This is a genomic window from Mycobacterium sp. TY814, from assembly GCF_030755175.1.
Classification (GTDB): Bacteria; Actinomycetota; Actinomycetes; order Mycobacteriales; family Mycobacteriaceae; genus Mycobacterium.
Genome location: NZ_JAUFRY010000002.1, coordinates 1,132,163 through 1,156,027 on the forward strand (window position 1 = coordinate 1,132,163; position 23,865 = coordinate 1,156,027).

Here is a 23,865-nt window from a genome sequence, read left to right on the forward strand (position 1 = left end):
ACCTCTCCAATCAGCGGATTTTTTCTTGGGGACCAGCTGGCAGCATCCGCAGCAGCAGACTCACCACCGGAATCATGCGGCCCATCGCATGAGGTATCAGCTGCTCCAGCGAAGCCCGCACGGCGGCCGTCGTAGCGGGCTCGGGAAGGCCGGTACGGCCCAGGGCTCCGCTGACTGTGACACCGCGGCGCCTGGCGTCGTCAACCACACAGTCGACGGCGGTGAGCAGTGACCCGCTGTCGTGCAGCGGCTGCAGGGCCGCGTAGTAGAGCACCAACATGCTGGGCCAACGGGCCAGATTTCTGGGCAGGCTGACCTGCAGGGTTTGTTCCTGCCCGCGCGCTCCGATCAGGTTGACGCTGCGCACCAATTCCGCAACATGGGTCGGCATCTGGTCGAAATTCAGTGGCGGAGGCACAGGTAGCGCCGAAGGTGCACGGGACGGTGGGCGCACCGGTGGGCACGGCGATGGTGTGGATCCGTTCAGGCGGGCCAGCACTGCGCAAAATGCCACCGTGTTCAGCGGGTTACCCCTGTCGTAGCCGGAAAGGGTTGCTCTGATCGCCATTTCTTGATCGGCGTCAATTCCGACCGCACGGAGCGCCGCGGTGGAGAACCGGGGCACCGGCGGCAGATCCGGTGCGGCGCGCAGCGCGTCGGCCTCCGAGTACACGGTGCCGTTGGCGAACAGCGGCTTCATCGTCGCCCAGGTCCACTCCAGGCCGTCTGGAATGGACGCCAGGTGACGCCACACCAGGTTGACGAAAGACATCCCCAGGGTCTTGCGGATGTCGTCGTAGAGATCGGCGACGCGCCCGGTCGCGTCGGCCTCGCTGATACTCGGGAGCGGATCACCCTGCATTGCCGCGTCGCTGCTCGACGAGTGCTCAGTCCGGCATGTTCTCGCGCAGGTAGCTGATCGCAAGCTTCATCGCGGCGGCCTTGACTTCGTTGCGCTGCATCATGATCGCGTTGTGCCGGGCGATGTTGACGGTGTACGGGTTGTCCCGCAGCAGCTTCGCGCCGAAGAGCAGGTTGAGCGCGGTCAGTTCGGCGTTGCGCCGCACATACGGCGACAGTTCGCCGCCCGCCTCGATATAGCTGGCTCCCGGCCCGGCATCGCCGACCCAGTAGAGATCGGTGTTGGGCGGCACGGTCACTCCGAAGTGCAACAGGTTTGCGAAGGTGTTCGCGACGCAGTCGTGGCTGCCGTCCTCGTTGCCGGTGACCACACAGCCCGCGACCGTTCCGTACAACGGGAACTGGCCGGTGCGCTCACACATCACCGTCTTGGTGGTGCCGTCCAGACGCTCGATCACGCGCTGCATCACCGACGACCGCACGCCCATCCAGATCGGCATGGCGGGCACAATGATGTTGCAGCGCTTGACTTTTTCCAGAATCATTGGCCATTCGTCGCCGTCGCCTTCGTCGTTTCCGATACCGGGCTTGACGTTGTAGTCCACGACGCGGACGATCTCGGTTTCGATGTCCGGTTCGTGGGCTCGTAGTCGTTCGATGAGCAGATTGCACAGCGCCTCGGTATTGGAAACCTCCGGCCCCTTCTTCAGGGTGCAGTTGAGGAAGAGTGCATACAGCGGCCCCTCCTTTTTCACGTCATGAAAAACCGAGGCAGTCACGCTTCTCCACCTGTCCGTCGTGTCGGCTAATCACGCCGGAAGCAAGATACCGCAGAAACCGCTGGTCGGGAATGGGTTCAGCGGAGGTATCTAGTCCTGTTCACGACGGGCCGTGGCGTAATCGAGTGCCTCGCCAATTGTGTTGTGGTGGAACTGAAAACCCGCTTGTTCCAAGGCTGTCGGAATGGCGCGCTGACCGGTGAGCAGACCCTCGTCGGCAAATTCTCCGAGTGCGGCGCGGACCGCGAACCCCGGCACGGCCATCGGCGTCGGGCGGTTGACCGCCCGGCCGAAGGCGGTGGTGAACTCTGCGTTGGTCACCGGCGCCGGTCCGGTCAGGTTGACCGGACCGGACAACGTTGGATTGGAGATGGCGAACAGCAGTGCCCGGACCTCGTCTTCAAGGCTGATCCACGACATGTACTGACGGCCGCTACCCAGTCGAGCGCCCAGGCCCACCGAGAACACCGGCCGCATCATCCGCAGGGCGCCGCCCGAGGGGGCCAGCACGACACCCGTCCGGGCCAGCACTACCCGGGCGCCTTCGTACTGCGCGGGCAACGTGGCCGCCTCCCAGTCGACGCACAACTGGGCGAGAAAGCCCCGCCCGGCGGCATCGTTCTCGTCGACCACGCGGTCTCTGGTGTCGCCGTAATAGCCGACCGCGCTCGCGTTGATCAGCGTGCCGACCCCTGCGTCGGCGACGGCCGCGGCCAGTACCTCTGTCGGCGCGAGCCGGCTGTCGCGCAGGCTCTGTTTGAACGCACCTGACCACCGGCGCTGGCCGACGTTGACGCCACACAGGTTAACCACCACGTCGACGTCTGCGAGCGCGTCCGGGTCGAATTCGCCGCTCTCCGGATTCCAGTGCAGCTCTTCGGAATTCGCCGGCGTACGACGGACGATGCGCAGCACGTCATGGTCGGACGCGCGCAGCGCAGCGGTCAGCGCCGAACCGATCAAGCCAGACGAACCCGCTATCGCGATTACCGCTTTGGCCACGGCTCGGGAATCCTTCTACAGCCCTAGATCGGCCTCGAAGGCTCCTTCTTCGAGCCGGTGCTTGATCGTGGTCAGGAAACGCCCGGCGTCCGCGCCGTCGATCAGCCGGTGGTCGTAGGTCAGCGGCAGGTAGCTGATCGACCGGACACCGATGGACTCGTTGCCGAATTCGTCGACGATCACCCGGGGACGTTTGACGATGGCCCCGGTGCCCAGCATGGCGGCCTGCGGCGGCACCAGAATCGGGGTGTCGAACAACGCGCCCTGGCTACCGATGTTGGTGATGGTGAAAGTGCCGCCGGACAGCTCGTCGGGCTTGAGGTTGCCCGTCCGTGCGCGGTTGGCGATGTCGGCGATGGCCCGCGCCAATCCGGCCAGCGACAGGTCGCCGGCGTTGTGGATGACGGGGGAGAGGAGGCCCTGCTCGGTGTCGACGGCGAACCCGAGGTGCTCGGCGTCGTAGTAGGTGATTTCCTTGGTTTCTTCGTTGTAGCTGGCGTTGACGTTGGGGTGGATTTTGAGGGCGTCGATGACGGCCCGCGCGATGAACGGCAGGAACGTCAGGTTCACCCCTTCGCGCTCGGCGAACGCTGCCTTGGCCCGGTTGCGCAGCGCCACGATCTTGGTCATGTCGACCTCGTGGGTCTGGGTGAGCTGCGCGGTGGCCTGCAGAGATTCGCGCGTCTTGGCGGCGGTGATCTGACGAATCCGGCTGGCCTTCTGCTTGGTTCCGCGCAAGTGGGCTAGTGACGGCGCCGACGCGGCCGCGGCAGCCGGCTTCGCCGCCGGGGCAGAGGGCTGAGCGGCGGGCTTGGCTTCTTCCTTGGGTTGCTGCTTCTTCTCCGCGGCCGCCAGCACGTCCTGCTTGCGAATCCGCCCGCCCACGCCGGTGCCGGTCACTTCGGCCAGGTCGACCTTGTGCTCGGCGGCGAGTTTGCGTACCAGCGGCGTCACATAGGGGCCGCCGTCGGACGAGGGCTCGGCTTGTGGCTCCGGCTTGGCTTCTTGCTTGGGCTCTTCTTTGGGTTCGGGCTTGGGTTCTTCCTTGGGCTCCGGCTTGGGTTCGGGTTCCTTCTTGGCTTCGGGCTCAGGCTCTGGCTCTGGCTCTGGCTCTGGCTCTGGCTCGGGCTTTGGCTCGGCCTCCGCCTTCTCCTCGCTGGGCTCGGGTTTCGGCGCGGGAGCCGAGGCCGCGCCCGAATCGGAACTACCGACCTTGGCCAGCTCGCCGCCGACCTGCACCACGTCGTCTTCCTCGGCGGTGATGCTGACCAGGACACCCGCCACCGGTGACGGGATCTCGGTGTCGACCTTGTCGGTCGACACCTCCACGAGCGGCTCGTCCACCTGGACCGAGTCGCCGACCTTCTTCAGCCATCGCGTGACCGTGCCCTCGGTCACCGACTCGCCCAGTTCGGGCATCACGACCGGCGTCGCGTCGCCGCTGCCACCGCTGGACTTCGCTGGCTCGGGCTCCGGCTCACTTTCGGGTTCGGCCTGCTCCGGTTCCTCGGATGACGAGGATTCCTGAGCCTCCTCCTTTGGTTCCTCCTGGGCGGGCTCCGAGGCGGCTTCGCCGCCTGCGTCGCCTCCGTCACCGGCGTCGTCGGCCGAGTCGCCGATGACGGCCAGGTCGCCACCGACCTCTACCGTGTCGTCTTCCTGGGCGATGATCTTGGTGAGCACGCCCGCGGCCGGCGACGGGATCTCGGTGTCAACCTTGTCGGTCGAGACCTCGACGAGCGGCTCGTCGACTTCGACCGTGTCGCCTTCCTGTTTGAGCCAGCGGGTGACCGTTCCCTCGGTGACGCTTTCACCAAGTGCCGGCATCTGGACGGAGAAGGCCATCTGAGTTGACTCCTCGAACGGTCGTCGGATCGGCGCAGGTAGACCTCTGGCTTACCACACCGTCAGAATCCGGGTGGGCAACCGTGTCGAGGTCAAAACCTATCCTTTCACTCTGCCACCAGCCACCCACATTCAGGGCGCGGCGACTTGGGGTGCGTGTCGTGACAGTCGGCCTTGCTACCGTGTGGCCACTGGTTCCCGAATCGATCCCAATTACGCGTGGCAGGTGCGGAGGTTTGATGCCGGCAACACAACATGCACCCCAACAGTTCGTCGACAGCGCGGACGGTGTCCGGATTGCGGTCTACGAAGAGGGCAATCGCGAAGGGCCAACCGTGGTGCTGGTGCACGGCTGGCCGGACTCACATGTGTTGTGGGACGGCGTCGTGCCGTTGCTGGCACAACGGTTCCGGATCCTGCGGTTCGACAACCGCGGGGTCGGCCTGTCGTCGGCGCCCAAACCGGTATCGGCTTACAGCACCGCCCGGATGGCCGACGACTTCGCCGCGGTGATCAGCGAGTTGAGCCCCGGACAGCCGGTGCACGTGCTGGCCCACGACTGGGGCTCGGTGGCGGTCTGGGACTACCTGGGCCGGCCCGGCGCAGCAGACCGGGTGGCATCCTTCACCTCGGTGTCAGGCCCGGCGCAGGACCAGCTGGTCAGCTTCATCTTCGGTGCTCTGCGCCAGCCCTGGCGGGTCCGCAAGCTCACTCAGGCGATCAGCCAGGTGCTGCGGCTGACCTACATGGCCTTCTTCTCGGTACCGGTACTGGCGCCGCTGCTGCTGCGGCTGGCGCTGTCGAGGGCGGCGGTGCGGCGCAACATCGTCGACAACATCCCCGTCGAGCAGATTCACCACTCCGAGAAGCTGCCCAGCGACGCGGCGACCTCGGTGAAAACCTATCCCGCGAACTACTGGCGTTCGTTTTCCGGCACATTCCGCCGCCAGGGCGTGCGCGTCATCGACACGCCGGTGCAGCTCATCGTCAACACCAGGGACAAGTACGTCCGGCCGCACGGATACGACGAGACCGCGCGCTGGGTGCCGCGGCTGTGGCGGCGCGACATCCGGGCGGGCCATTTCTCGCCGATGTCGCATCCGCAGGTGATGGCGGCGGCGGTGCACGACTTCGCCGATCTGATCGAGGGCAAGCAGCCCAGCCGGGCGATGCTGAGGGCGCAGGTGGGCCGCCCGCGGGGCTACTTCGGCGACACGTTGGTGTCGGTCACCGGCGCGGGAAGCGGCATCGGTCGCGAAACAGCGATCGCATTCTCGCGCGAGGGCGCCGAAGTCGTGATCAGCGATATCGACGAGGCCACCGTCAAGGAGACCGCCGCCCAGATCACCGCGCGAGGCGGTGTCGCGCACGCCTATGTGCTCGACGTCTCCGACGCCGATGCCGTCGAGTCGTTCGCCGAGCGGGTATGCGCGGAGCACGGCCTGCCCGACATCGTGGTCAACAACGCCGGCATCGGCCAGGCGGGCGGCTTCCTGGACACCCCGGCCGAGCAGTTCGACCGCGTGCTGGACGTCAACCTCGGTGGGGTGGTGAACGGTTGCCGGGCATTCGGCAAGCGCCTGGTCGAGCGTGGCACCGGTGGGCACATCGTGAACGTGTCGTCGATGGCGGCCTACGCACCCCTGCAGTCCCTCAGCGCGTACTGCACGTCGAAGGCGGCGACGTTCATGTTCTCCGACTGCCTGCGCGCCGAACTCGATGCCGCCGACGTGGGTCCGACCACGATCTGCCCCGGTGTCATCGACACAAACATCATCGCGACGACCCAATTCCACGCCGGCACACCGGACGACGAGAAGGTCGACGGTCGGCGGGGTCAGCTGGACAAGATGTTCGATCTGCGCAGCTACGGACCGGACAAGGTCGCCAACGCGATCGTGTCCGCGGTCAAGAAGAACAAGCCGATCCGGCCGGTTACCTTCGAGGCCTACGCGCTGTATGGCGTATCCCGGGTGCTGCCCCAGGCATTGCGCAGCACCGCGCGGATGAAAGTGATCTAGATGTCGACCGGCGCGCCTCTGGTGCGCCGCACGAGCAGCGCCCCCGCTACGCCGAGGATGCCGATCACCGTCAGCGGGATCGTCCACATCCGCCGGCCCGACACCGCGGACTCGCACTGAGCCACGAAGTCGGTGTGCGGGATGATCTCGTTGAGGATCGGGATATTCGCTCCATTGCGGTCATTGGCGGCCCGGGCTCCGGAGAGGTCCGTGGCGAATCCGTTCCCGCATGACACCGTTCCGCCGTTGCTGTTGGATACCTGAACCGGCACCAGCAAGCCGATCACGCCGGCCACCAAGAGCACGGCACTCACCGCGATGATCAACCGTCGTACAGTCACTTTTCGGCCTTTCCCGAGGAGTTTCCTGCTGACGGGGTAATAGCCGCACCGATTTGAGTTAAACCCGCAAAATGTTTGCCAGGACCCGGTTGCGGTACTTTCCGGCGGCCGGGGTACTCCGCGGTGGAGATTCCGACGCGGAAGGACCTGTGATGACTTTGACGAAGGAATTGACCACGATCCGAGACGTGACGGCGTCGCGGCAGGCGGTGTGGGACGTCATCGCCAACGGCTGGACGTACACCCAATGGGTGGTGGGCAACAGTCGGACTCGTGCCGTCGACGCAAACTGGCCGGAGCCCGGTTCGGCGATCAAGCACTCGGTGGGGGTGTGGCCATTGGTGATCAACGACAAGACCGAGGTCGAGAGCTGCACGCCCGGTGCGGAACTGGTGCTCAACGCCCGGTTGGGACTATTCGGCGCGGCTCGAATCACGCTGCGGCTCAGCGATGTTCCGGACGGATGCCGGATCGAGATGATCGAGGTGCCGGTCAGCGGACCGGCACGCCTGCTGCCCGACCAGATGGCGCTGGCGGCGGTGTACCCGCGCAACCGTGAGTGCCTGTGGCGCCTCGGCGCTTTGGCCGAACGTCTCAATCCCAGCCAGGTCAAGTAGCCATGGGCGTCGCCGATCCGGTAGACGAACTGACGCGGGGCCCATGGCGCTAGCCCCTTACCCGTTGCTGACGATGTCCTCGAGCACGGCGAACATCGTCCGCGTCGGAACACCGGTTGCCCCCTTGGGTGTGCATCCCCATGGGCTGCCGGTGTTGTAGGCAGGTCCGGCCACATCGATGTGCGCCCACTGCACCGACTCGGCGACGAACTCACGCAGGAACACTCCGGCCACCAACATGCCGGCGAAACGCTGTCCGCTGACGTTGGACAGGTCTGCCACTGTCGACTTCAGGTCGTCCTTGAGTTCGTCGGGAAGTGGCATCGGCCAGCCGTTTTCGCCCACCCGCTGAGAGATCCCCGCGACCCGGTCGCGGAACTCTTCGCTGCCCATCACCCCGGGGATACGGGCACCGAGGGCCACCGTCTGCGCGCCGGTGAGCGTGGATGTCTCGATCAGGTAGTCCGGTTTGTCCTCACACGCCCGCACAATGGCGTCGGCCAGGATGAGCCGGCCCTCGGCGTCGGTGTTCTGTACCTCGACGGTGATGCCGCCGTACTGGGTCAGCACGTCGCCGGGCCGTTGTGCCGTGCCGGACGGCATGTTCTCGGCCATCGGCACCGTGGCGATCACGTCGATCGGCAGTTGCAGCTGGGCGGCCAGCGCCACCGTCGCGATCACCGCGGCCGCCCCGCCCATGTCGGAGGTCATGTAGTGCATCGACGCGGCGGGTTTGATCGAGATTCCGCCGGTGTCGAAGGTGACGCCCTTGCCGACCAGGGCGACCGTCTTGGCCCGCTTCGGGTTCTTCGCCAGTCGCGACCCGCGATGGATCAGCCGCACCAGCCTGGGCGGCCGGGAAGAACCCTGACCCACCCCGATCAGGCCGCCGAAGCCCGCCTTCTTCAGCGCCTTCTCGTCGAGCACCTCTACCTCGAGGCCCGCTGATTCTCCCAAAGCCTTTGCGCGGGCAGCGAATTCGCCCGGGAAAAGGTGACTTGGCGGAGTGTTCACGAAATCGCGGGCGGTGGCCACGGCGGCGGCGACTGCCGCGCCGTGCGTGCTGCGCTTCTTGGCATCCCGGGCGGTCGATAGCACCGTGATCTTGCGTAGCCCGGCGTCTTTGGGAGCGGTCTTGGCGCTGCGGAACGCGCTGAACCGGTAGCTGCCCAGGATGAGGCCCTCGACGGCGGCCTCGCAGCTTCCGTCGCCGGGCAGCTCGGCCAGCGTGGTGATCACGGCTTCCGCGGTGCCGAGCGATCGAGCCGCGGCCCCCGCTGCCCGACGGACCAGGTCAGCCGGCCACTCGTCGCGCTTCTTGCCCAGGCCGATGGTGGCCACACTGGCCACCGGCAGCGACGGCACCACCAGTCGGTGCACCTGCTCGGACCCGCCGGTGGCGCCCAGCGCCTTCAGGCCGGCCTCGATCTCGGCCACCGCCTCGGCGGGCAACAGTGCGGTGCCGGCGGCGACGGTGGCTCCCGGCTCGTCCTTGTCGCCGGTCGAGACGACCGGTACCAGCAGGACTGAGGAACCCACACCGCGTTTAGGCAGGGATGTCGCAACGTTGACGGTGGGGGCCGCGTAGCCCGAAGCAGAGGTGGTCACCGGCTTAACTTAGTCGGGCGACGATGCCGGGCGCGTGGGCGGCCGGATAAGGAGTCCGACAAATGGAGTCGAGTCGGGCGACGATGCCGGGCGCGTGGGCGGCCGGATTAGGGGTAGCTTCCGCTTGGCAGGGGAGAGTCGGACAGTCGGGATGCGACCCGTGACGTTCGTGGCTACGCACCGCAAGGGGTACGTACGTCGCCGGCGTCCTCACCGCCGTTGGCGGCGCGTAACTCGAAAGCCGCCACCGGGACGTCAAAACCCTTCAGAGTCAACGGGCCGTGCGGTTTCGCGGGCCAATCTGGCAGCTGCTCGTGCAGCGCCGCGTCGGTCAGGATCTGGCCCGGCGCCGCCGCGGCCACCAGGCGCGCGGCCAGATTGACTGCGTTGCCGAAATAGTCGCCGTTGATCGCCAGGACCGTGCCGAAGGCAAGGCCGGCGCGGACCTGCAGGCCCTCGGCGCGTGCCTGAGGATGCTCGACGAGATCAACGGCGGCGTTGGCGAGCTGCTCCGGCGACGCGCTCACCCACATCACCTCGTCGCCGATGAACTTCACGACCCGACCGCCGTCGGCGTGGACCACGTCCGACACCGCGCCGGCGAACTCGTTGAGCAACTCCGACAACTGGGCGGGGGTGAGCGCCTGGGTGAGGGCAGTGAAACCCGACAGGTCGGCAAAACCGATGCCGCACACCACACTCGACGACGTGTCGCGGATAACGCCCTCGAAGTGGGTGCGCGCGCTGGTCAGGTGGTGGCGGTGCACGATGTCGATCAGCGCCCCGATCCGCGGAACGAACTCGGCAACCGATCGGTAGGCCTGCGCCGTAGCGAACTCGTCGTTGGTGTGCGTCATCTGGATGTCCGGGGTGCCGGCGCGGATCAGCGTGGACTCCGCCTCGGCGAGCCGGGCCATCGCGGCGCCGAGGACCCGCAGCAGGCCCAGCGCCCCGTCCTCGCCCACGACCGCCTTCAACCCCACCCAGGTCGCCAGGGCGTCAACGTCGGCCTGACTGAACACCGGCACGTCGGGGCCGGCGAAGGTCAGACCCAACAACCCCCAGGCGTGCGCGACCTGTCCGGCGGTCAATCCGAGTTGGTCGGCCGCTGCTGCCACGGTGTATATCGGGGCGCCGGACCACTGCAGCACGTCGCCAGCCAGCCCGAACAACCGGCCCCGGCGTTCGGCCTCCACCATCTCGTCGAGCGTGAATCCGAGGTCGTCGAGGTACTTGATGAGATCGGCGCGCTCCCGCGGGTTGGCGATTCCGGCGGCTTCCATCGCATCCCAATCGAACACCGCCCAAGTGTGCCAGCTGCTACGGGTTTGAGTGAGGTTGTGCGTCTCCATACGCGGGCCTCTTGGCGGGCCTTTCGATAGCCCCCTGGTTCGGCGCCTGCTTAGGCCTCTGCCGCGACGTTGGCGCTTTGTACGAATTGCTGGTGCAGGCCGCCCAGTTCGCGACTCAGTACCTGGTACTGGCTGGCGTGATCGTCGAACAACGCCGCAATCAAGGCCGAGACCTCGTCCGCGGCGGCCGGCGCCAGTGCGGTGGTAGCCGGTGCTGCCGTCATATCGGCTAGGCGGACGGCAGATCCAAGCCGCGCCAAAAGCGAAGCTGCTAGTGCCACGAGATCCGACGATGCGATGACGAACGACCTTGATGTACTTCTCTCTTGTTTTCACCACCAGCCCGAAGAGTCCGAGCAGTTGGACTCGGGGTCTTGCCTCCCGCAGCCGGCTTAGCCCGGGTTGCCGTTTTGCCCACCGTTGTTGATGCCGGTTCCGGTGCCGCCGGCGCCGCCGGTGCCGCCGGTGCCGTTGGGTTGTCCGCCGGTGCCGGTGCCTCCGGTTCCGCCGTGGCCGCCATTGCCGCCGATGCCGCCGGTCTGTCCTGGTGGTTGGGTGCCGCCGTCGCCGCCATCTCCGCCGTTGCCGCCCTTACCGCCGCCGGCGCCGGGACCTGCGCCGCTGGCGGTGCCGGCGTCGCCTCCGGTGCCGCCTTGACCGCCGGCGCCGCCGCTGCCGCCAGGCCCGTAGTTGCCGCCAAAATTCCCGGCGCCGCCATGACCGCCGTTGCCGCCGTCACCGGCCGTTCCGCCGGCCCCGGCTGCTCCGCCTGCCACCCCGGCCGCGCCCTGGCCACCGCCACCGCCGGCGCCGCCCTTTCCGCCATGACCCCCGGCGTTTGCGCCGTCGGATCCGGAGACGCCGCCCTGGCCGCCCTGACCCCCGGCCGCCCCGAAGCCACCGGCGCCGCCGGCGGCGGCTGTTCCGGCACCAGCGCCTGCTTGGCCACCGGCTCCGCCGGTGCCACCGATCCCGCCCTGGCCGCCGTCGCCGCCATTGCGTCCGCTGAAGTCGGCTTGGGGGCCGGGCGCCCCGTTGCCGCCGGAACCGGCCGCCCCGCCGCCCCCACCGGTTCCACCGGCGCCGTTGGTGCTGCCGACTCCTGCGGCGCCACCGCTGCCGCCGGTACCGCCGGCACCGCCGTCACCGCCGGAACCACCGTCGAAGCCTCCGCTGAAGAACGACCAATTCGAGGAGTCCGCGCCCGAACCGCCGGTGCCGCCCGTGCCGCCGTTGCCGCCGGCCCCGCCGCCGGCTCCTTGGCCGATGGCGCCGGTTGCCCCGCCGTTGCCGCCGGCCCCGCCCGCTCCGGCTTTGCCGCCTGCGCCGCCACCGGTACCGGTGTCGGCGGTGCCGGAGCCGCCATTGCCGCCGTTGCCGCCCTGTCCGCCGGCACCCCCGCTGCCGTTGACCCCGGTCGCGCTACCGGCGCTGCCGCCGCCGCCGCCGGCTCCACCCCGCCCCCCGGCACCTCCGGCGTGCCCGGTGGCCGCCGCTGCGTTCGCGCCGGTACCGCCCTGGCCGCCCTGGCCGCCCTGGCCGCCCTGGCCCACGCCACCGGCGGCGCCGACGCCGCTGCCCGCCGCGCCGCCGTTTCCGCCGCTACCCGCGGCGCCTCCGTCGCCGCCGCTGCCTGCGCCCAGTCCGCCGTCGGCACCACCGTGGCCGCCGTTAGCGCCCCTACCCCCGGCACCCCCGGCACCGCCGCTGCCGTTAACGCCCCCGGCGCCAGCGCTGCCGCCGGCGCCGCCGTTGCCGCCCTTGCCGCCGGCGCTGCCGCTACCGCCATCGCCTCCGACCAGCGTGGCGGTGCCGGCCACCCCGGCCTGGCCGCTCATGCCGTTGCCGCCCTTACCGCCGGCCCCGCCAGCGCCGCCGATCCCGGCGTTGCCCACCGTGGCGCCGGAGCCACCGGCACCGGCGTCACCGCCGACGCCCCCGGAGCCTCCGTCACCGCCGGCGATGCCCGCAGTGCTGCTGATGCGACCGTCAGCGCCCGCACCCCCGGCTCCACCATTGCCACCGGCGCCACCGGCGCCCTCGCTGCCCGCAGATCCTGCGCCGTCGCCGGCCGCGCCACCGGCCCCACCAGCCCCACCGGCCGCGCCGTTGCCGCCATTGCCGGCACCGGCACCGCCGTCGCTACCGCCTTGACCGCCACTGCCGCCGGCGCCACCTTGCCCGCCGGCACCACCCTTGCCGTTGACACCACCGGCGGCCGCGCTGCCACCGGCGCCGCCTTGGCCGCCATTGCCACCAGCAGTGCCGTTGCCGCCGTTGCCGGCCACCGACGTCGAGGTGCCCGGGATGCCGGTGCCGCCGGCCAGACCGGCCCCGCCTTTACCGCCCGTCCCGCCGGTGCCGCCAGTACCCGTATGCCCATCGGTTCCGCCGGTACCAACGGTGCCAGCCGCGCCGCCGAGACCCGCCGCACCGCCATTGCCTCCGCGGCCTCCGGTACCGGTCACCGCGGCATCGCCACCGACACCACCCACGCCGCCGTCACCGCCGACACCACCGCTGCCATTGACCCCGCCAGCCCCACCAGCGTCACCGCCAAGACCACCGTTCCCACCGGCACCGCCCTGGCCACCTGGATTGCCGGGACTGCCAAGAACGCCGCCGCTACCGACAGAGTCGCCCACGGCACCAGCTCCACCAGTACCACCGGCACCGCCCTTGCCGCCGCTGCCTGCGATGCCCGCGCCGCCTGCGCCGCTGCCCGCCGCGCCGCCAGTGCCGCCCTGACCGCCACCGCCGCCGGCACCGCCGGTGCCGCCTCCGGTGCCGGCGTCAGCCTTGCCGAGGGCCCCGGTGCCGCCGACGCCGCCTTGTCCGCCGTTTCCGCCGGCTCCGTTGGTGCCGCCTATGCCGCCGGAGTTGCCGCCGGTGCCGCCCGCGCCGCCGCGTCCGCCCTCTCCGGCCGCATCGCCGGTGCCCGGTGTTCCATTGCCGCCCGCGCCACCGGTGCCACCGCTACCGCCGGCGCCACCACTGCCGGCGGCGCCACCAGCGCCGACCGCGCCCACCGCACCACCGTCACCGCCGCGTCCGCCGGTACCGCCGGTGGCCCCGGTGCCGACCGAGCCCAACACGTTGTTGACGCCGTTGGAGCCGGCACCGCCCGCGCCGCCTAGGCCGCCCTTACCCCCGCTGCCACTGACCCCGCCAGGCCCACCGGCGTTGCCGCCCTGACCGCCGTCCCCGGCGTTACCACCAGCGCCTCCCTCGTTTCCGGACGAGCTGAGGGCGGTGGCTCCGTCACCACCGTTGCCGCCTGCGCCGCCCTGACCGCCGGCGCCTACCGCGCCCGCTGTTCCAGGTCCGCTGCCGGCCGCTCCGCCGACCCCGCCGGCGCCACCGCCACCGCCGGCGCCGCCGGTACCGGCGCCGAGTCCGAGGTCGGGGCCGCCTGTGCCGCCGTTGCCGCCGTTGCCGCCCTGGCCCCCGGTTCCGCCGGCGCCGTTGGTGCCGGTGGTCCCACCGGCGGCACCGCCTTGGCCTCCGGTCCCGCCACCGCCGCCCTGGCCGCCGACCCCGCCGGTGGCGCCGGCGGAACTGCCGGCGCTGCCGTTGAGCCCGGCACCGCCCGTGCCGCCAGTTCCGCCCTGGCCACCGTCGCCGGCTTTGCCCGCGATACCGGAGCCGGCGCCTGCGGCGCCGCCGGTTCCGCCCTGGCCGCCGTTACCTCCCAGACCGCCGGTGAACCCCTTGGCGCCGTTGCCGCCGATGCCGCCTTGGCCGCCGGTACCGCCGTCACCGTTTGCGCCGTTGACCCCGCCCGATGCACCCCCGCTACCGCCGGCACCACCGCGTCCGCCGACGCCGCCGGACTGACCGGAGCCCGTCACGGCGTCGCCGCCGGCACCGCCGGTGCCGCCGGAGCCACCGGTTCCACCGCTGCCGGCAATCCCGCCGGTGCCGATCACGCCTGCCGCGCCACCAGCGCCGGCCGCACCGCCGGCACCGCCGGTTCCGCCGGGGCCGACGACACCGCCGACCACGTTGAAGTCGGTGGCGCCGGCACCGCCGAGGCCACCCCGGCCACCGGTGCCGCCGTTGCCGCTGGTCCCGCCGGCACCGCCGGCATCACCACCCTGACCTCCGGCACCACCTGTCCCGCCGGCACCGCCGTCTGTGCTGCTACTGCTGATTCCGCCGGTACCCGGACCGCCGCCACTCGAACCGCCGCCACTCGAACCGCCGGCACCCGAACCGCCGCCACCCGTCCCGCCGCCACCCGTCCCGCCGCCGCCGCCTGTGCTGCCACTGCTGATTCCGGCGGCACCCGAACCGCCGGCCCCGCCCGTGCCGCCCTGACCGCCGCCGCCGACACTGCCCGCTGCACCCGGACCGCTGCCGGCGGCGCCGCCGGTGCCGCCCTTGCCGCCAGCCCCGGCGTCGCCACCTCTTCCGGCGCCAAGCCCGAGTTCAGGGATGCCCTGACCGCCGTCGCCGCCGTCGCCGCCGGTGCCGCCGCGGCCGCCCGTTCCGCCGCTGCCGTTGACGCCGCTGGCATCCCCAGCACTGCCACCCACACCGCCACGCCCGCCGGCTCCGCCGCTCAATCCGGTCCCACCGGTGGCCCCGCCGCTTTTGCCGGCGCTGCCGGCGTCGCCGGCACCGCCCACACCACCGGTTCCGCCCTGGCCACCGGTGCCCGCATGCCCGGCAAGCCCGCCGCTGCCCAGCAACCCACCGGTTCCGCCGGCCCCGCCAATCCCGGAGCTACCGCCGGCACCTCCCTCGCCGCCGGTGCCCCCGGCAAATCCGTAGCCGACACCACTAGCACCGGCACCGCCGGTACCGCCGGCCCCACCGGCCCCACCGACCCCACCGACACCACCGGACCCCAGTAAGCCACCCGCACCGAACAATCCGGCGTTGGCGCCGCCCGCCCCACCGCTACCACCGTTACCGCCGGCACCACCGATATCGCCGATTGCGCCCGCAGTCTGCCCGTCAGCACCCGCCAAACCCGCCCCGCCGGCCCCGCCGGCCCCGCCGGCGCCCCCGGTAAAGCCCACCACCGACCGGTTGTCACCCCCAGCACCGCCGTTGCCACCCAGGCCGCCGAGCACCCCCGACCCCCCAGCACCACCCGCGCCGCCCGCACCGCCGTTTCCGGCCAGCCAGCCCCCAGCACCACCCGCACCACCATTACCCCCGCCGCCAGCCCCAGCCCCGGCGCCACCGGCACCACCCGCACCACCAGAGCCCCACAACAGCGCCGACCCGCCAGCACCCCCGGCGAACCCCGCAGCCCCGACACCACCACTGCCGCCATTGCCGAACAACCAGCCGCCGTTGCCGCCCGCCCCGCCGATTGCACCGGCCCCGCCGGCACCACCGACCCCGCCGTTGCCGATCAACCCGGCAGCCCCGCCCGCGCCGCCGGCCTGACCGGCCGCCCCAGACCCACCGTTACCACCATTGCCCCATAACAACCCCCCAGCGCCGCCAGCCTGCCCAGAACCCGCGGCGCCACTGGCACCATCACCGATCAACGGCCGCCCGAGTAGAGCGTTGGTCGGTGCGTTGACCACACCCAGCACGCTCTGCTCGATGGCCTGCAACGGTGACGCGGCCGCAGCCTCTGCCCTCGCGTAGGAACTCGCGTTGGCCGCCAGGGTCTGTGTCAGCTGCTCACGAAAAGCCAGAGCCTGCGCGGCGACCTTGCCGTAGTCCACCGCATGCGCAGAGAACAGCGCCGCGATCGCCGTCGACACCTCATCGGCCGCCGCACTGATGACACCGGCGGTCGGCCCCGCCGCGACCACCTGAGCCCGCGCCAGCGCAGCCCCGATGCTCTCGACATCAGCAGCCGCCGAGCTGAGCAGTTCCGGTGAAACAAACACAAACGACATTGGAACCCCACATAGAGGAAAGAGTCTCAAACTGAGACATAAGCCGAATCGGATCAGAGCTTAAACCGAAACGATAGACAAATACGAACGTTTTCCTCGAGTCAAATATTTCTCCACAACATTCTCGTCGCTGGGACGTGACGCGGAGCGAGTAAGCCTGTGCCCGAGGGTTTTTGGATTTATTTTGAGCGGCGAGTCGATCCGACTCGCCGGCGCGGGGTGGATGACAAATCAACCTCGCTACACGCTTGTCGGGGCTTGCCAAACAGTTGAGGATATCGAAATCTATTATTCATCGATATGTGCAAAGTGCATACAATTCGGCCGGCAGTGAAGGCACTATGAACATTCGCGCGGGTCGTACCCGCACCGACGCGAGCCGGGATCGACACTGCCCGCAGGCCGGTGGAGCCGGTGATAAGCAGGATCACGGTGCACCGGCGACGCTATGGACCGCGAGGATGAAGCCCGCGCGGCGGACGGGGCGGGAGCGGTCACACCGGCACAGTCGTCAGTTCGGGTCGCAGCAGTCGAAAAGAGAACATGGCTGGCGTCAGGGCTCGCAAGCGTATCCGCCGCCGTGTTGCTTCGCCCGATAGAGGGCTTGGTCCGCACGTTGCAGAGCGTCGCTGCCCGGTTGCCCAGCAGCCATCACGCTCACGCCGATGGTGACACTTCCAGGGGAGTGGGTCCGTACCCGCTCAACCAGCGTGTGGGCTAGCTCCTGAGCCTTCTCGGCGGACGTATGCGGTAGTAGTGCGGCGAACTCATCCCCGCCAATGCGGGCAAATACATCAGACAGGCGCAGTTGGCGGCTGATGATCTGGGCCACGCTCTTGATGTAGCTGTCTCCCGCGGCATGGCCGTACTGGTCGTTGATTCGCTTGAGGCCGTCGAGGTCGATCATGAACACCGCCGCCTCGTCCTCGTGGCCATCTCGACTGAGTAGCGCTCCATAGCGGGCCAGTTCCTCGGTGAATCGCGCGCGATTGAGAACTCCGGTCAGAGGATCGCGAGTTGCCTGCTGCCTGAGCAGTTCTTCGTCGCGTTTGCGTGCGGAGATGTCCTCAACGAGGGCGATGAAGTGCAGAGGCTGACCATCCGCGTCACGCACCATCGAACCCGAGAGATGGATCCAGATGAGGTGTCCATCCTTGGCGTAATAGCGCTTGTCCATTTGATAACTGCTGATCTCACCGTGCAGGAGCCGGGTGGCTTCATGGACGTCAGAGTCGAGATCGTCGGGGAACGTGATGTCTTGGAACGTCAGCTGGGTCAGTTCCCGCTCGTCGTATCCGGTGATCCGGCACAGCTGCTGGTTGACCCACCGGAAGCTGCCGTCGAGGCCGACAACGGCAATACCAATGGGAGCGCTATCGAACACGGCCTTGAAGATGGCCTCGGTATCGCCCTGACGGGTTCGAGTCTCCGAAACCGCGGTCATGTCCCGAATGAGGGCATGCAGCCTCACGTCCGGGCCGGAACGGACCGCGGTGACGAACACTTCTACCGGTAGGTTGCTGCCGTCTTTTGCTTGCACGACGTGCGCAACGACGTTGCCGACCACCGGTGCCTGATCGGTGTGCACATAGTCCAGCAGTTCCTGCAACGCCCAATCGCTGTGCTCGCCATCGCAGACTCCCACGATCTCGGTCAGTTGCCGGCCCACCGCTTCCTCTGGCGTCCAGCCCAACATCGCGACCGCGGCGCCATTCCACTCCAGCACCCGCCCGTTCGAATCCAGGCCGACGCAGGCCTCCACCATCTGGCGCGGCAAGTGATCTGGCCTCCGCGCATCGTCGGCGTCAGACAAAGCGGTGATGGCTGGTTGATTGTTCAGAACCGGCGAGTCCATGCACTCCCTCCTGCGGCCGTCGGACTGCGAGATGGAGGATCCGGTGGGGCCTTTGCCACGGTCCTGTGAGTGAGTATGGCGCGGGAACAGCAGATCTGGCGCTGAACGAGACAAACGAAGCTTTTCGGCAATGTCCGAGGTGGCGTCGTCGTTGCGCCTCACACCTTTGCCGGCCCGCATCGTCGCACGACTGCGGCGATGGTCGTGCTCCTCAACGGGCCTTTGGCGGCCCGCATCGTCGCCCGACTAGGGTGACGGCCGTGACCGATGCGCCGGAGTTGCTCAAGGGACCGCTGGAAGACCGTCATCGCGAGCTCGGTGCGAGTTTCGCCGAGTTCGGTGGCTGGCTGATGCCGGTGTCGTACGCCGGAACCGTCGGCGAGCACAACGCCACCCGCAACGCCGTCGGTCTGTTCGATGTGAGCCACCTGGGCAAGGCGCTGGTCCGAGGCCCGGGTGCGGCGCAGTTCGTGAACTCCGCACTCACCAACGACTTGCGCCGCATCGGCCCGGGCAAGGCGCAGTACACGTTGTGCTGCAACGAATCCGGGGGTGTCATCGACGACCTGATCGCCTACTACGTCGACGACGACGAGATCTTCCTGGTGCCCAATGCCGCCAACACCGCCGCGGTGGTGGCGGCGCTGCAGGCCGCGGCACCGGCCGACCTCGCCATCACCGACCTGCACCGCGACTATGCGGTGCTCGCCGTGCAGGGGCCCCGGTCCACTGAGGTCCTTGCCGCGCTCGGGCTGCCGACCGAAATGGACTACATGGGCTACGCGGATGCGACCTATTCGAATGTGCCGGTGCGGGTTTGCCGCACGGGTTACACCGGCGAGCACGGCTACGAGCTGCTGCCGCCGTGGGATTCGGCGGGGGTCGTGTTCGACGCGCTGGTAGCGGCGGTCGCTGACGCCGGGGGTCAACCTGCGGGTCTGGGTGCGCGCGACACCCTGCGCACCGAGATGGGCTACCCGCTGCACGGACATGAACTGTCGCTGGACATCTCGCCGCTGCAGGCTCGCTGCGGCTGGGCGATCGGCTGGAAGAAGGACGCGTTCTTCGGCCGTGACGCGTTGCTCGCCGAGAAGGAAGCCGGGCCGCGCAGGCTGCTGCGCGGTCTGCGTACCACCGGCCGCGGGGTGTTGCGGCCGGGACTGACGGTGCTCGACGGCGACAAGCCCGTGGGCACCACCACGTCCGGCACTTTCTCGCCGACGCTGCAGCTGGGGATCGCGCTGGCGCTGATCGACTCCGACGCTGGAGTGCAGGACGGCCAGCAAATCACCGTCGATGTCCGGGGCCGCGCGGTCGAGTGTGAAGTGGTACGTCCGCCGTTCGTCGAGCTGAAAACGCGGTAGGCCGCCGATGCGCGTGGCAAAAACCCGTTCGCGCACGGTTATAGAATCACCCCCATGACCAGCGGCCCCCTCGAGTTCACGGTTTCGCGCGCGGCAAATCCCGCCACCGAGGCCGAGCGGGTAGCGATCCTCGCAGACCCCGGCTTCGGCAAATTCCACACCGACCACATGGTCTCGATCGACTATGTCGAGGGACGGGGATGGCACAACGCCCGCGTCCTCGGATACGGCCCGATTGAGCTGGATCCGTCAGCCATCGTGCTGCACTACGCGCAGGAGGTTTTCGAAGGCCTGAAGGCGTACCGGTGGGCCGACGGTTCCGTCGTCGCGTTCCGGGCCGACGCCAACGCCGCCCGAATGCGTGCGTCGGCGCGCCGGCTCGCGATGCCGGAGCTGCCCGACGAGCTGTTCCTCGAGTCGTTGCGCCAGCTGATCGCCGTCGACAACCAGTGGGTGCCCAAGGCCGGCGGCGAAGAGGCGCTCTACCTACGGCCCTTCATGATCGCCACCGAGCCCGGCCTGGGCGTGCGGCCGGCGAAAGAATACCGGTACCTGTTGATCGGATCACCGGCCGGCGCGTACTTCAAGGGTGGCATCAGTCCCGTCACCGTCTGGGTGTCGACCGAGTACGTGCGCGCCAGCCCGGGCGGCACCGGTGCGGCCAAGTTCGGCGGGAACTACGCCGCGTCGCTGCTGGCCCAGGCGCAAGCCGCCGAGCACGGCTGCGATCAGGTGGTGTGGCTGGACGGCGTGGAACGGCGCTATGTCGAAGAGATGGGCGGGATGAACCTGTTCTTCGTGCTCGGCAGCGGCGGCTCCGCACGGTTGGTCACTCCCGAGTTGTCCGGTTCGCTGCTGCCCGGGATCACCCGAGACTCGTTGTTGCAGTTGGCGCTTGATGCCGGCTTCACCGTCGAAGAGCGCAAGATCGATATCGAGGAGTGGGAGAAGAAGGCGGCCTCCGGCGAGATCACCGAGGTATTCGCCTGCGGCACCGCGGCTGTTATCACCCCGGTCTCGCGGGTGAAGTACGGCGACGGCGAGTTCACCATCGCCGATGGCGAATCCGGCGAGGTCACGATGGCGTTGCGGGACACCTTGACGGGGATCCAGCGCGGCACGTTCGCCGACACCCACGGCTGGATGTCGCGACTGGGCTAGTCGGCCTCGCTCGGCGCCGTGAACGGCACGCTCGGCGCCGTGACGGCGCCGTTAGAAGCGCACCAGCCCGGCCAGCGTCACCGCGCACACCGTCGTCGTCAGCTCGATCGCGGCCCCCAGCACGTCGCCGGTGATGCCGCCGAACCGGCGCACGCAGTGCCTGACCAGAACCGCCCCGCAACACACGGCAACGACCACCGCTACCGGCCCCTGCCACGGCCGCGGACCTGCCACCACCGAGCCGGCAAGCAACGCGACCAGCCATGCCACCACCACCCACCCCGGTTGGCTTTCCGCGACCTGAACGCCCAGTGTGCTGCCCTCGGCCGCCGGAACCGACCGGTGACCGGCGAGTACCGCGCTCACCCGGCCGGCGCACACCGCCAGAACGATCGCCGGTGCACTCAGCGCCGTGAAGGCGGCACTTTGCAGGGCGATCACCAGGACGACGGCCGCGACCCCGAACGGTCCGGACGTGCCGTCGCGCATCACCGACAAGGCCCGCTGCGGGGGTCCGTAGCAGCCCAGCCCGTCCGTCGTGTCCGCCACGCCGTCGATGTGCAGACCGCGGGTGGCCAGCAGCAACGACGCCACGGCGAGTAACCCCGGAAGTGTGCTGGAATGCCCGAACGCTGCCGCGGCGCCCCACGCCACCGCCGCGGCCAGCGCGCCGAGTGCGGCGCCCACCACCGGCAGTGCCGTCAGTGCGCCGCGACCCATCGGGCCGGTTGCCGATCCCGGAACTGGCAGCACCGTGCCGAACGCGAAAGCGGTTGCCAGCGAACGGATCACGCGGGGTCCGGCGGAGTGATCGCGCCCGACACTCCGGCCTCGGTGAACGTCGACATCGCGGACAAGGTGGCCACTGCCGCCCGGAGCACCGGCAACGCCACCGCAGCACCGGTGCCCTCGCCCAGGCGCATCCGCAGGTCGACGATGGGCTCCAATTCGAGAGCCGCCAACGCCAGCGTGTGACCGGGCTCGGTGGAGTGGTGACCGGCCTGCCACCACTGCCGGGCGCCCGGTGCCAACCGTTCGGCGACCAGCGCCGCGGCCGTCACCGCCATGCCGTCGAGCAGCACCGGGGTGCGCCGGATCGCCGCCTGCGCGCAGAAGCCGGCCATCGCCGCGAAGTCCGCGCCACCGCAGCAGCGCAGTAGGGCCACCGGGTCGTCGGCGATCGACCTGGCCCGGAAGAGGGCATCGCGGACCGCTGCCGTTTTGCGCGACCAGGCGGCATCGTCGATCCCGGACCCGAAACCGATCACCGCCACCGGTTCGGTGTTCGTCAGTGCCGCCACCAGAACCGCGGCCGGGGTGGTGTTGCCGATGCCCATGTCGCCGGCGATGAGCAGATCGGCGCCGGCGTCCACCTCGTCGTCGGCGATCTGTTGACCCGCCACGATGGCCCGCGCCGTCTCTTCGTCGGACAGCGCGTCTTCGACGGCGATGTCGCCGCTGCCGCGACGGATCTTGTCGCTGAACTTGTCCGACTCCCCGATCAGATGCTCATCGACGTCGACGGCCAGATCGACGACCCGCACCGTCACGCCGGCGATGTCGGCCAGCGCGTTGATCGCCGCTCCGCCGGCGGCGATGTTCGCGACCATCTGCGCGGTCACCTCGGCCGGGTAAGCCGACACGCCGGACCGGGTGACGCCGTGGTCGCCGGCGAAGACCACCACCCGCGCCCGGTCGAATTGCCTTGGCGGGCATTGGGATTGGCACGCGGCGACCCAGACCGACAGGTCTTCCAGCCGGCCCAGCGCGCCCCGCGGCTTGGTGAGAGTGTCCTGCCGGGCACGGGCGGCGGTCGCGGCGTCGGCGTCGGGCGGCGACACCGGTGCGAACCCGATCATGTCGGCGTCTTGATCGTCAGCGGCTGTCCGGCGACCACCAGCACCACCCGGTCGCACAGCGCTGCGACCCGTTGGTTGAGACTGCCCAACTCATCGGCGAAGCGCCGTCCCGATGCGCTAGCGGGCACGACGGTCAGCCCTACCTCCGGACTGACCAGCACCAGCGTCGACTCGAAGGCGCCGACCGCGCGCAGTAGTTGCTCGACCGGTTCGTCCACCGAGCCGCCGTCCCACCCCTGGTGGTCGTCCAGGGTGCCGGTGAGCCAGGTGCCCAGATCGTCGACCAGGGTCGGAACCGCGGGCGGCTGCTGCAGAACGCGGGTGACGTCGCCGGTTTCCTCTGTCGTCCAGTGTCCGGGGCGGCGGGCGCGATGCTTGGCGATGCGCGCCAGCCAGTCCGGGTCGACCCGGACCGACGCGCCGGCGGCCAGATAGCGGACCGGCTGATCCGGGGCCAGCGCGTTCGCGATCGCGTCTTCCGCCCACCGGGACTTGCCCGACCTGATGCCGCCGAGTACCAGCGTGCGCACGTCAGGTCAGCTGGTCATTCGACATGGGCACCGCGTTCGACCTGCGGCCTGGGAGCGCGCATCCGACGCATCTGCGAGGCGCGACCCGCGGCGTAAATGCCCAATTTCCAATGACTTTCGGTGTTCTTGGGGAACTTCGCGTCTACCAGCCTGCCCACCTTGCGGCTCAGGATGATCCCGTCGATCGTCATCAGTGCCATCAACAACAGCATGATCGGGGACATGTAGTACTGCAGCTGTGGCAACGCGAACATGAACGCCAGCAGTGCCAGGGCCGACGGCATGAACAAGCCGAGCACATTGCGCCGCGCGTCCACCACATCGCGGACATAGCGCCGCACCGGCCCCTGGTCGCGCGGCAGCAGGTAGCCCTCCTCGCCGGCCATCATCCGATCCCGGCGCTCGGACATCTTGGCCCGGCTGGCCAGGCGATCGGCACGGCGCTCTTCGCGGCTGAGCTTCGGTCCGGACATGGACTTGCGGCGGGCCCGCGCCTCGGACGCCGTCATCGGCGCCGGTGCCACCGGGCCCTTCCTGCCCCGAGCCTGGTTGCGCTTGGGTGTGGGACGACCTTTGGGGCCGGTTCGCGCCCCGCGAGCCACCGTCTCCGCTGTCACAGAACCCTGCTCCGGCGCGGCCGAAGCGTCGTCGTCCTCGTCATGATCCTTGTTGCGGCCCAGCAGCTTCACAGTCGTCAGGTTACTTCGCCGATGTGAGCCTGCTTAATTGCGGCTGTATTGCGTACGGTGAACTGCGTGTACACCTACGCTGGCCTGTGATGAACGGGGCGCAGGCGGGGGGTG

The 23,865-nt window shown here is 69.4% G+C and carries 18 protein-coding genes; 4 read left to right on the forward strand and 14 right to left on the reverse strand.

Annotation, left to right across the window (positions count from 1 at the left end; genetic code table 11):
- Window positions 1-10 precede the first annotated feature (10 nt).
- The 4 genes from QXH22_RS18630 to sucB all read right to left on the reverse strand — a co-directional run bounded on the left by QXH22_RS18630 (window position 11) and on the right by sucB (window position 4,487).
- Window positions 11-862, reverse strand: a complete 852-nt coding sequence (locus QXH22_RS18630) for a hypothetical protein (RefSeq protein ID WP_306276592.1) — start codon at window positions 860-862, stop codon at window positions 11-13.
- Between the two features lie 25 nt (window positions 863-887).
- Entirely contained in the window at window positions 888-1,640 is a 753-nt protein-coding gene (locus tag QXH22_RS18635; RefSeq protein ID WP_306239994.1) for a flavodoxin family protein, read from the reverse strand.
- A 90-nt stretch (window positions 1,641-1,730) separates the two neighbouring features.
- Window positions 1,731-2,642: a TIGR01777 family oxidoreductase gene (locus QXH22_RS18640; protein WP_306239995.1), complete on the reverse strand. Its 912-nt coding sequence runs from the start codon at window positions 2,640-2,642 to the stop codon at window positions 1,731-1,733.
- A gap of 15 nt (window positions 2,643-2,657) precedes the next feature.
- Window positions 2,658-4,487: a 2-oxoglutarate dehydrogenase, E2 component, dihydrolipoamide succinyltransferase gene (gene sucB / locus QXH22_RS18645; protein WP_306276593.1), complete on the reverse strand. Its 1,830-nt coding sequence runs from the start codon at window positions 4,485-4,487 to the stop codon at window positions 2,658-2,660.
- Window positions 4,488-4,726: 239 nt separating this feature from the next.
- Between sucB and QXH22_RS18650 the strand changes: the two genes are divergently transcribed.
- Window positions 4,727-6,508, forward strand: coding sequence for an SDR family oxidoreductase (locus QXH22_RS18650; RefSeq protein WP_306276595.1), 1,782 nt, complete (start codon window positions 4,727-4,729; stop codon window positions 6,506-6,508).
- On the opposite strand, the gene QXH22_RS18655 is transcribed toward QXH22_RS18650, so the two are convergent.
- Window positions 6,505-6,849 carry an aminopeptidase gene (locus QXH22_RS18655; RefSeq protein ID WP_306276596.1) on the reverse strand — a complete coding sequence of 115 codons (345 nt, stop codon included), beginning with the start codon at window positions 6,847-6,849 and terminating at the stop codon, window positions 6,505-6,507. The genes QXH22_RS18650 and QXH22_RS18655 overlap by 4 nt on opposite strands.
- A gap of 152 nt (window positions 6,850-7,001) precedes the next feature.
- On the opposite strand from QXH22_RS18655, the gene QXH22_RS18660 reads away from it, so the two are divergent.
- On the forward strand, window positions 7,002-7,466 hold the full coding sequence (locus QXH22_RS18660) for an SRPBCC family protein (RefSeq protein ID WP_306276597.1): 465 nt from the start codon (window positions 7,002-7,004) through the stop codon (window positions 7,464-7,466).
- A gap of 57 nt (window positions 7,467-7,523) precedes the next feature.
- Here QXH22_RS18660 and QXH22_RS18665 read toward each other — a convergent pair whose 3' ends face one another.
- From QXH22_RS18665 to QXH22_RS18685, 5 genes are all read right to left on the reverse strand, one after another.
- Complete coding sequence (locus QXH22_RS18665; protein WP_306276599.1) at window positions 7,524-9,074, reverse strand: leucyl aminopeptidase; 1,551 nt, start codon at window positions 9,072-9,074, stop codon at window positions 7,524-7,526.
- Window positions 9,075-9,247: 173 nt separating this feature from the next.
- Entirely contained in the window at window positions 9,248-10,357 is a 1,110-nt protein-coding gene (locus QXH22_RS18670) for an adenylate/guanylate cyclase domain-containing protein (protein WP_306276922.1), read from the reverse strand.
- Window positions 10,358-10,476: 119 nt separating this feature from the next.
- Window positions 10,477-10,725 carry a PE family protein gene (locus QXH22_RS18675; RefSeq protein WP_306276923.1) on the reverse strand — a complete coding sequence of 83 codons (249 nt, stop codon included), beginning with the start codon at window positions 10,723-10,725 and terminating at the stop codon, window positions 10,477-10,479.
- A 93-nt stretch (window positions 10,726-10,818) separates the two neighbouring features.
- A complete protein-coding gene (locus QXH22_RS18680) occupies window positions 10,819-16,293 on the reverse strand; it encodes a PE family protein (RefSeq protein WP_306276600.1) in 5,475 nt (1,824 codons plus the stop codon).
- A gap of 553 nt (window positions 16,294-16,846) precedes the next feature.
- Window positions 16,847-18,148 carry a PAS domain S-box protein gene (locus tag QXH22_RS18685; RefSeq protein ID WP_306276601.1) on the reverse strand — a complete coding sequence of 434 codons (1,302 nt, stop codon included), beginning with the start codon at window positions 18,146-18,148 and terminating at the stop codon, window positions 16,847-16,849.
- A gap of 260 nt (window positions 18,149-18,408) precedes the next feature.
- Here QXH22_RS18685 and gcvT point away from each other — a divergent pair, with 260 nt between their 5' ends.
- The gene (gene gcvT / locus QXH22_RS18690; protein ID WP_306240002.1) at window positions 18,409-19,512 is read left to right on the forward strand and encodes a glycine cleavage system aminomethyltransferase GcvT; all 1,104 of its coding nucleotides are present in this window, start codon (window positions 18,409-18,411) and stop codon (window positions 19,510-19,512) included.
- A gap of 54 nt (window positions 19,513-19,566) precedes the next feature.
- Window positions 19,567-20,673 carry a branched-chain amino acid aminotransferase gene (locus tag QXH22_RS18695; RefSeq protein ID WP_306276602.1) on the forward strand — a complete coding sequence of 369 codons (1,107 nt, stop codon included), beginning with the start codon at window positions 19,567-19,569 and terminating at the stop codon, window positions 20,671-20,673.
- 51 nt (window positions 20,674-20,724) lie between these two features.
- Here QXH22_RS18695 and QXH22_RS18700 read toward each other — a convergent pair whose 3' ends face one another.
- Genes QXH22_RS18700 through QXH22_RS18715 form a run of 4 tightly spaced genes read right to left on the reverse strand, consistent with a single transcriptional unit; the run spans window position 20,725 to window position 23,751 of the window.
- Entirely contained in the window at window positions 20,725-21,465 is a 741-nt protein-coding gene (locus QXH22_RS18700) for an adenosylcobinamide-GDP ribazoletransferase (RefSeq protein WP_306276603.1), read from the reverse strand.
- A complete protein-coding gene (gene cobT / locus QXH22_RS18705; protein ID WP_306276604.1) occupies window positions 21,462-22,532 on the reverse strand; it encodes a nicotinate-nucleotide--dimethylbenzimidazole phosphoribosyltransferase in 1,071 nt (356 codons plus the stop codon). The genes QXH22_RS18700 and cobT overlap by 4 nt, the downstream gene beginning before the upstream one ends.
- Entirely contained in the window at window positions 22,529-23,062 is a 534-nt protein-coding gene (locus tag QXH22_RS18710) for a bifunctional adenosylcobinamide kinase/adenosylcobinamide-phosphate guanylyltransferase (protein WP_306240007.1), read from the reverse strand. The genes cobT and QXH22_RS18710 overlap by 4 nt, the downstream gene beginning before the upstream one ends.
- A 14-nt stretch (window positions 23,063-23,076) precedes the next feature.
- Window positions 23,077-23,751, reverse strand: coding sequence for a DUF3043 domain-containing protein (locus tag QXH22_RS18715; protein WP_306240008.1), 675 nt, complete (start codon window positions 23,749-23,751; stop codon window positions 23,077-23,079).
- Window positions 23,752-23,865 lie beyond the last annotated feature (114 nt).

What these genes read in the sequence shown, in the direction of transcription:
- QXH22_RS18630 (WP_306276592.1), bottom strand. Translation starts at nt 862, where the DNA reads ATGCAGGGTGATCCGCTCCCGAGTATCAGCGAGGCCGACGCGACCGGG.
- sucB (WP_306276593.1), bottom strand. Translation starts at nt 4,487, where the DNA reads ATGGCCTTCTCCGTCCAGATGCCGGCACTTGGTGAAAGCGTCACCGAG.
- QXH22_RS18650 (WP_306276595.1), top strand. Translation starts at nt 4,727, where the DNA reads ATGCCGGCAACACAACATGCACCCCAACAGTTCGTCGACAGCGCGGAC.
- QXH22_RS18660 (WP_306276597.1), top strand. Translation starts at nt 7,002, where the DNA reads ATGACTTTGACGAAGGAATTGACCACGATCCGAGACGTGACGGCGTCG.
- QXH22_RS18670 (WP_306276922.1), bottom strand. Translation starts at nt 10,357, where the DNA reads ATGGAAGCCGCCGGAATCGCCAACCCGCGGGAGCGCGCCGATCTCATC.
- QXH22_RS18680 (WP_306276600.1), bottom strand. Translation starts at nt 16,293, where the DNA reads ATGTCGTTTGTGTTTGTTTCACCGGAACTGCTCAGCTCGGCGGCTGCT.
- QXH22_RS18685 (WP_306276601.1), bottom strand. Translation starts at nt 18,148, where the DNA reads ATGGACTCGCCGGTTCTGAACAATCAACCAGCCATCACCGCTTTGTCT.
- QXH22_RS18695 (WP_306276602.1), top strand. Translation starts at nt 19,567, where the DNA reads ATGACCAGCGGCCCCCTCGAGTTCACGGTTTCGCGCGCGGCAAATCCC.
- cobT (WP_306276604.1), bottom strand. Translation starts at nt 22,532, where the DNA reads ATGATCGGGTTCGCACCGGTGTCGCCGCCCGACGCCGACGCCGCGACC.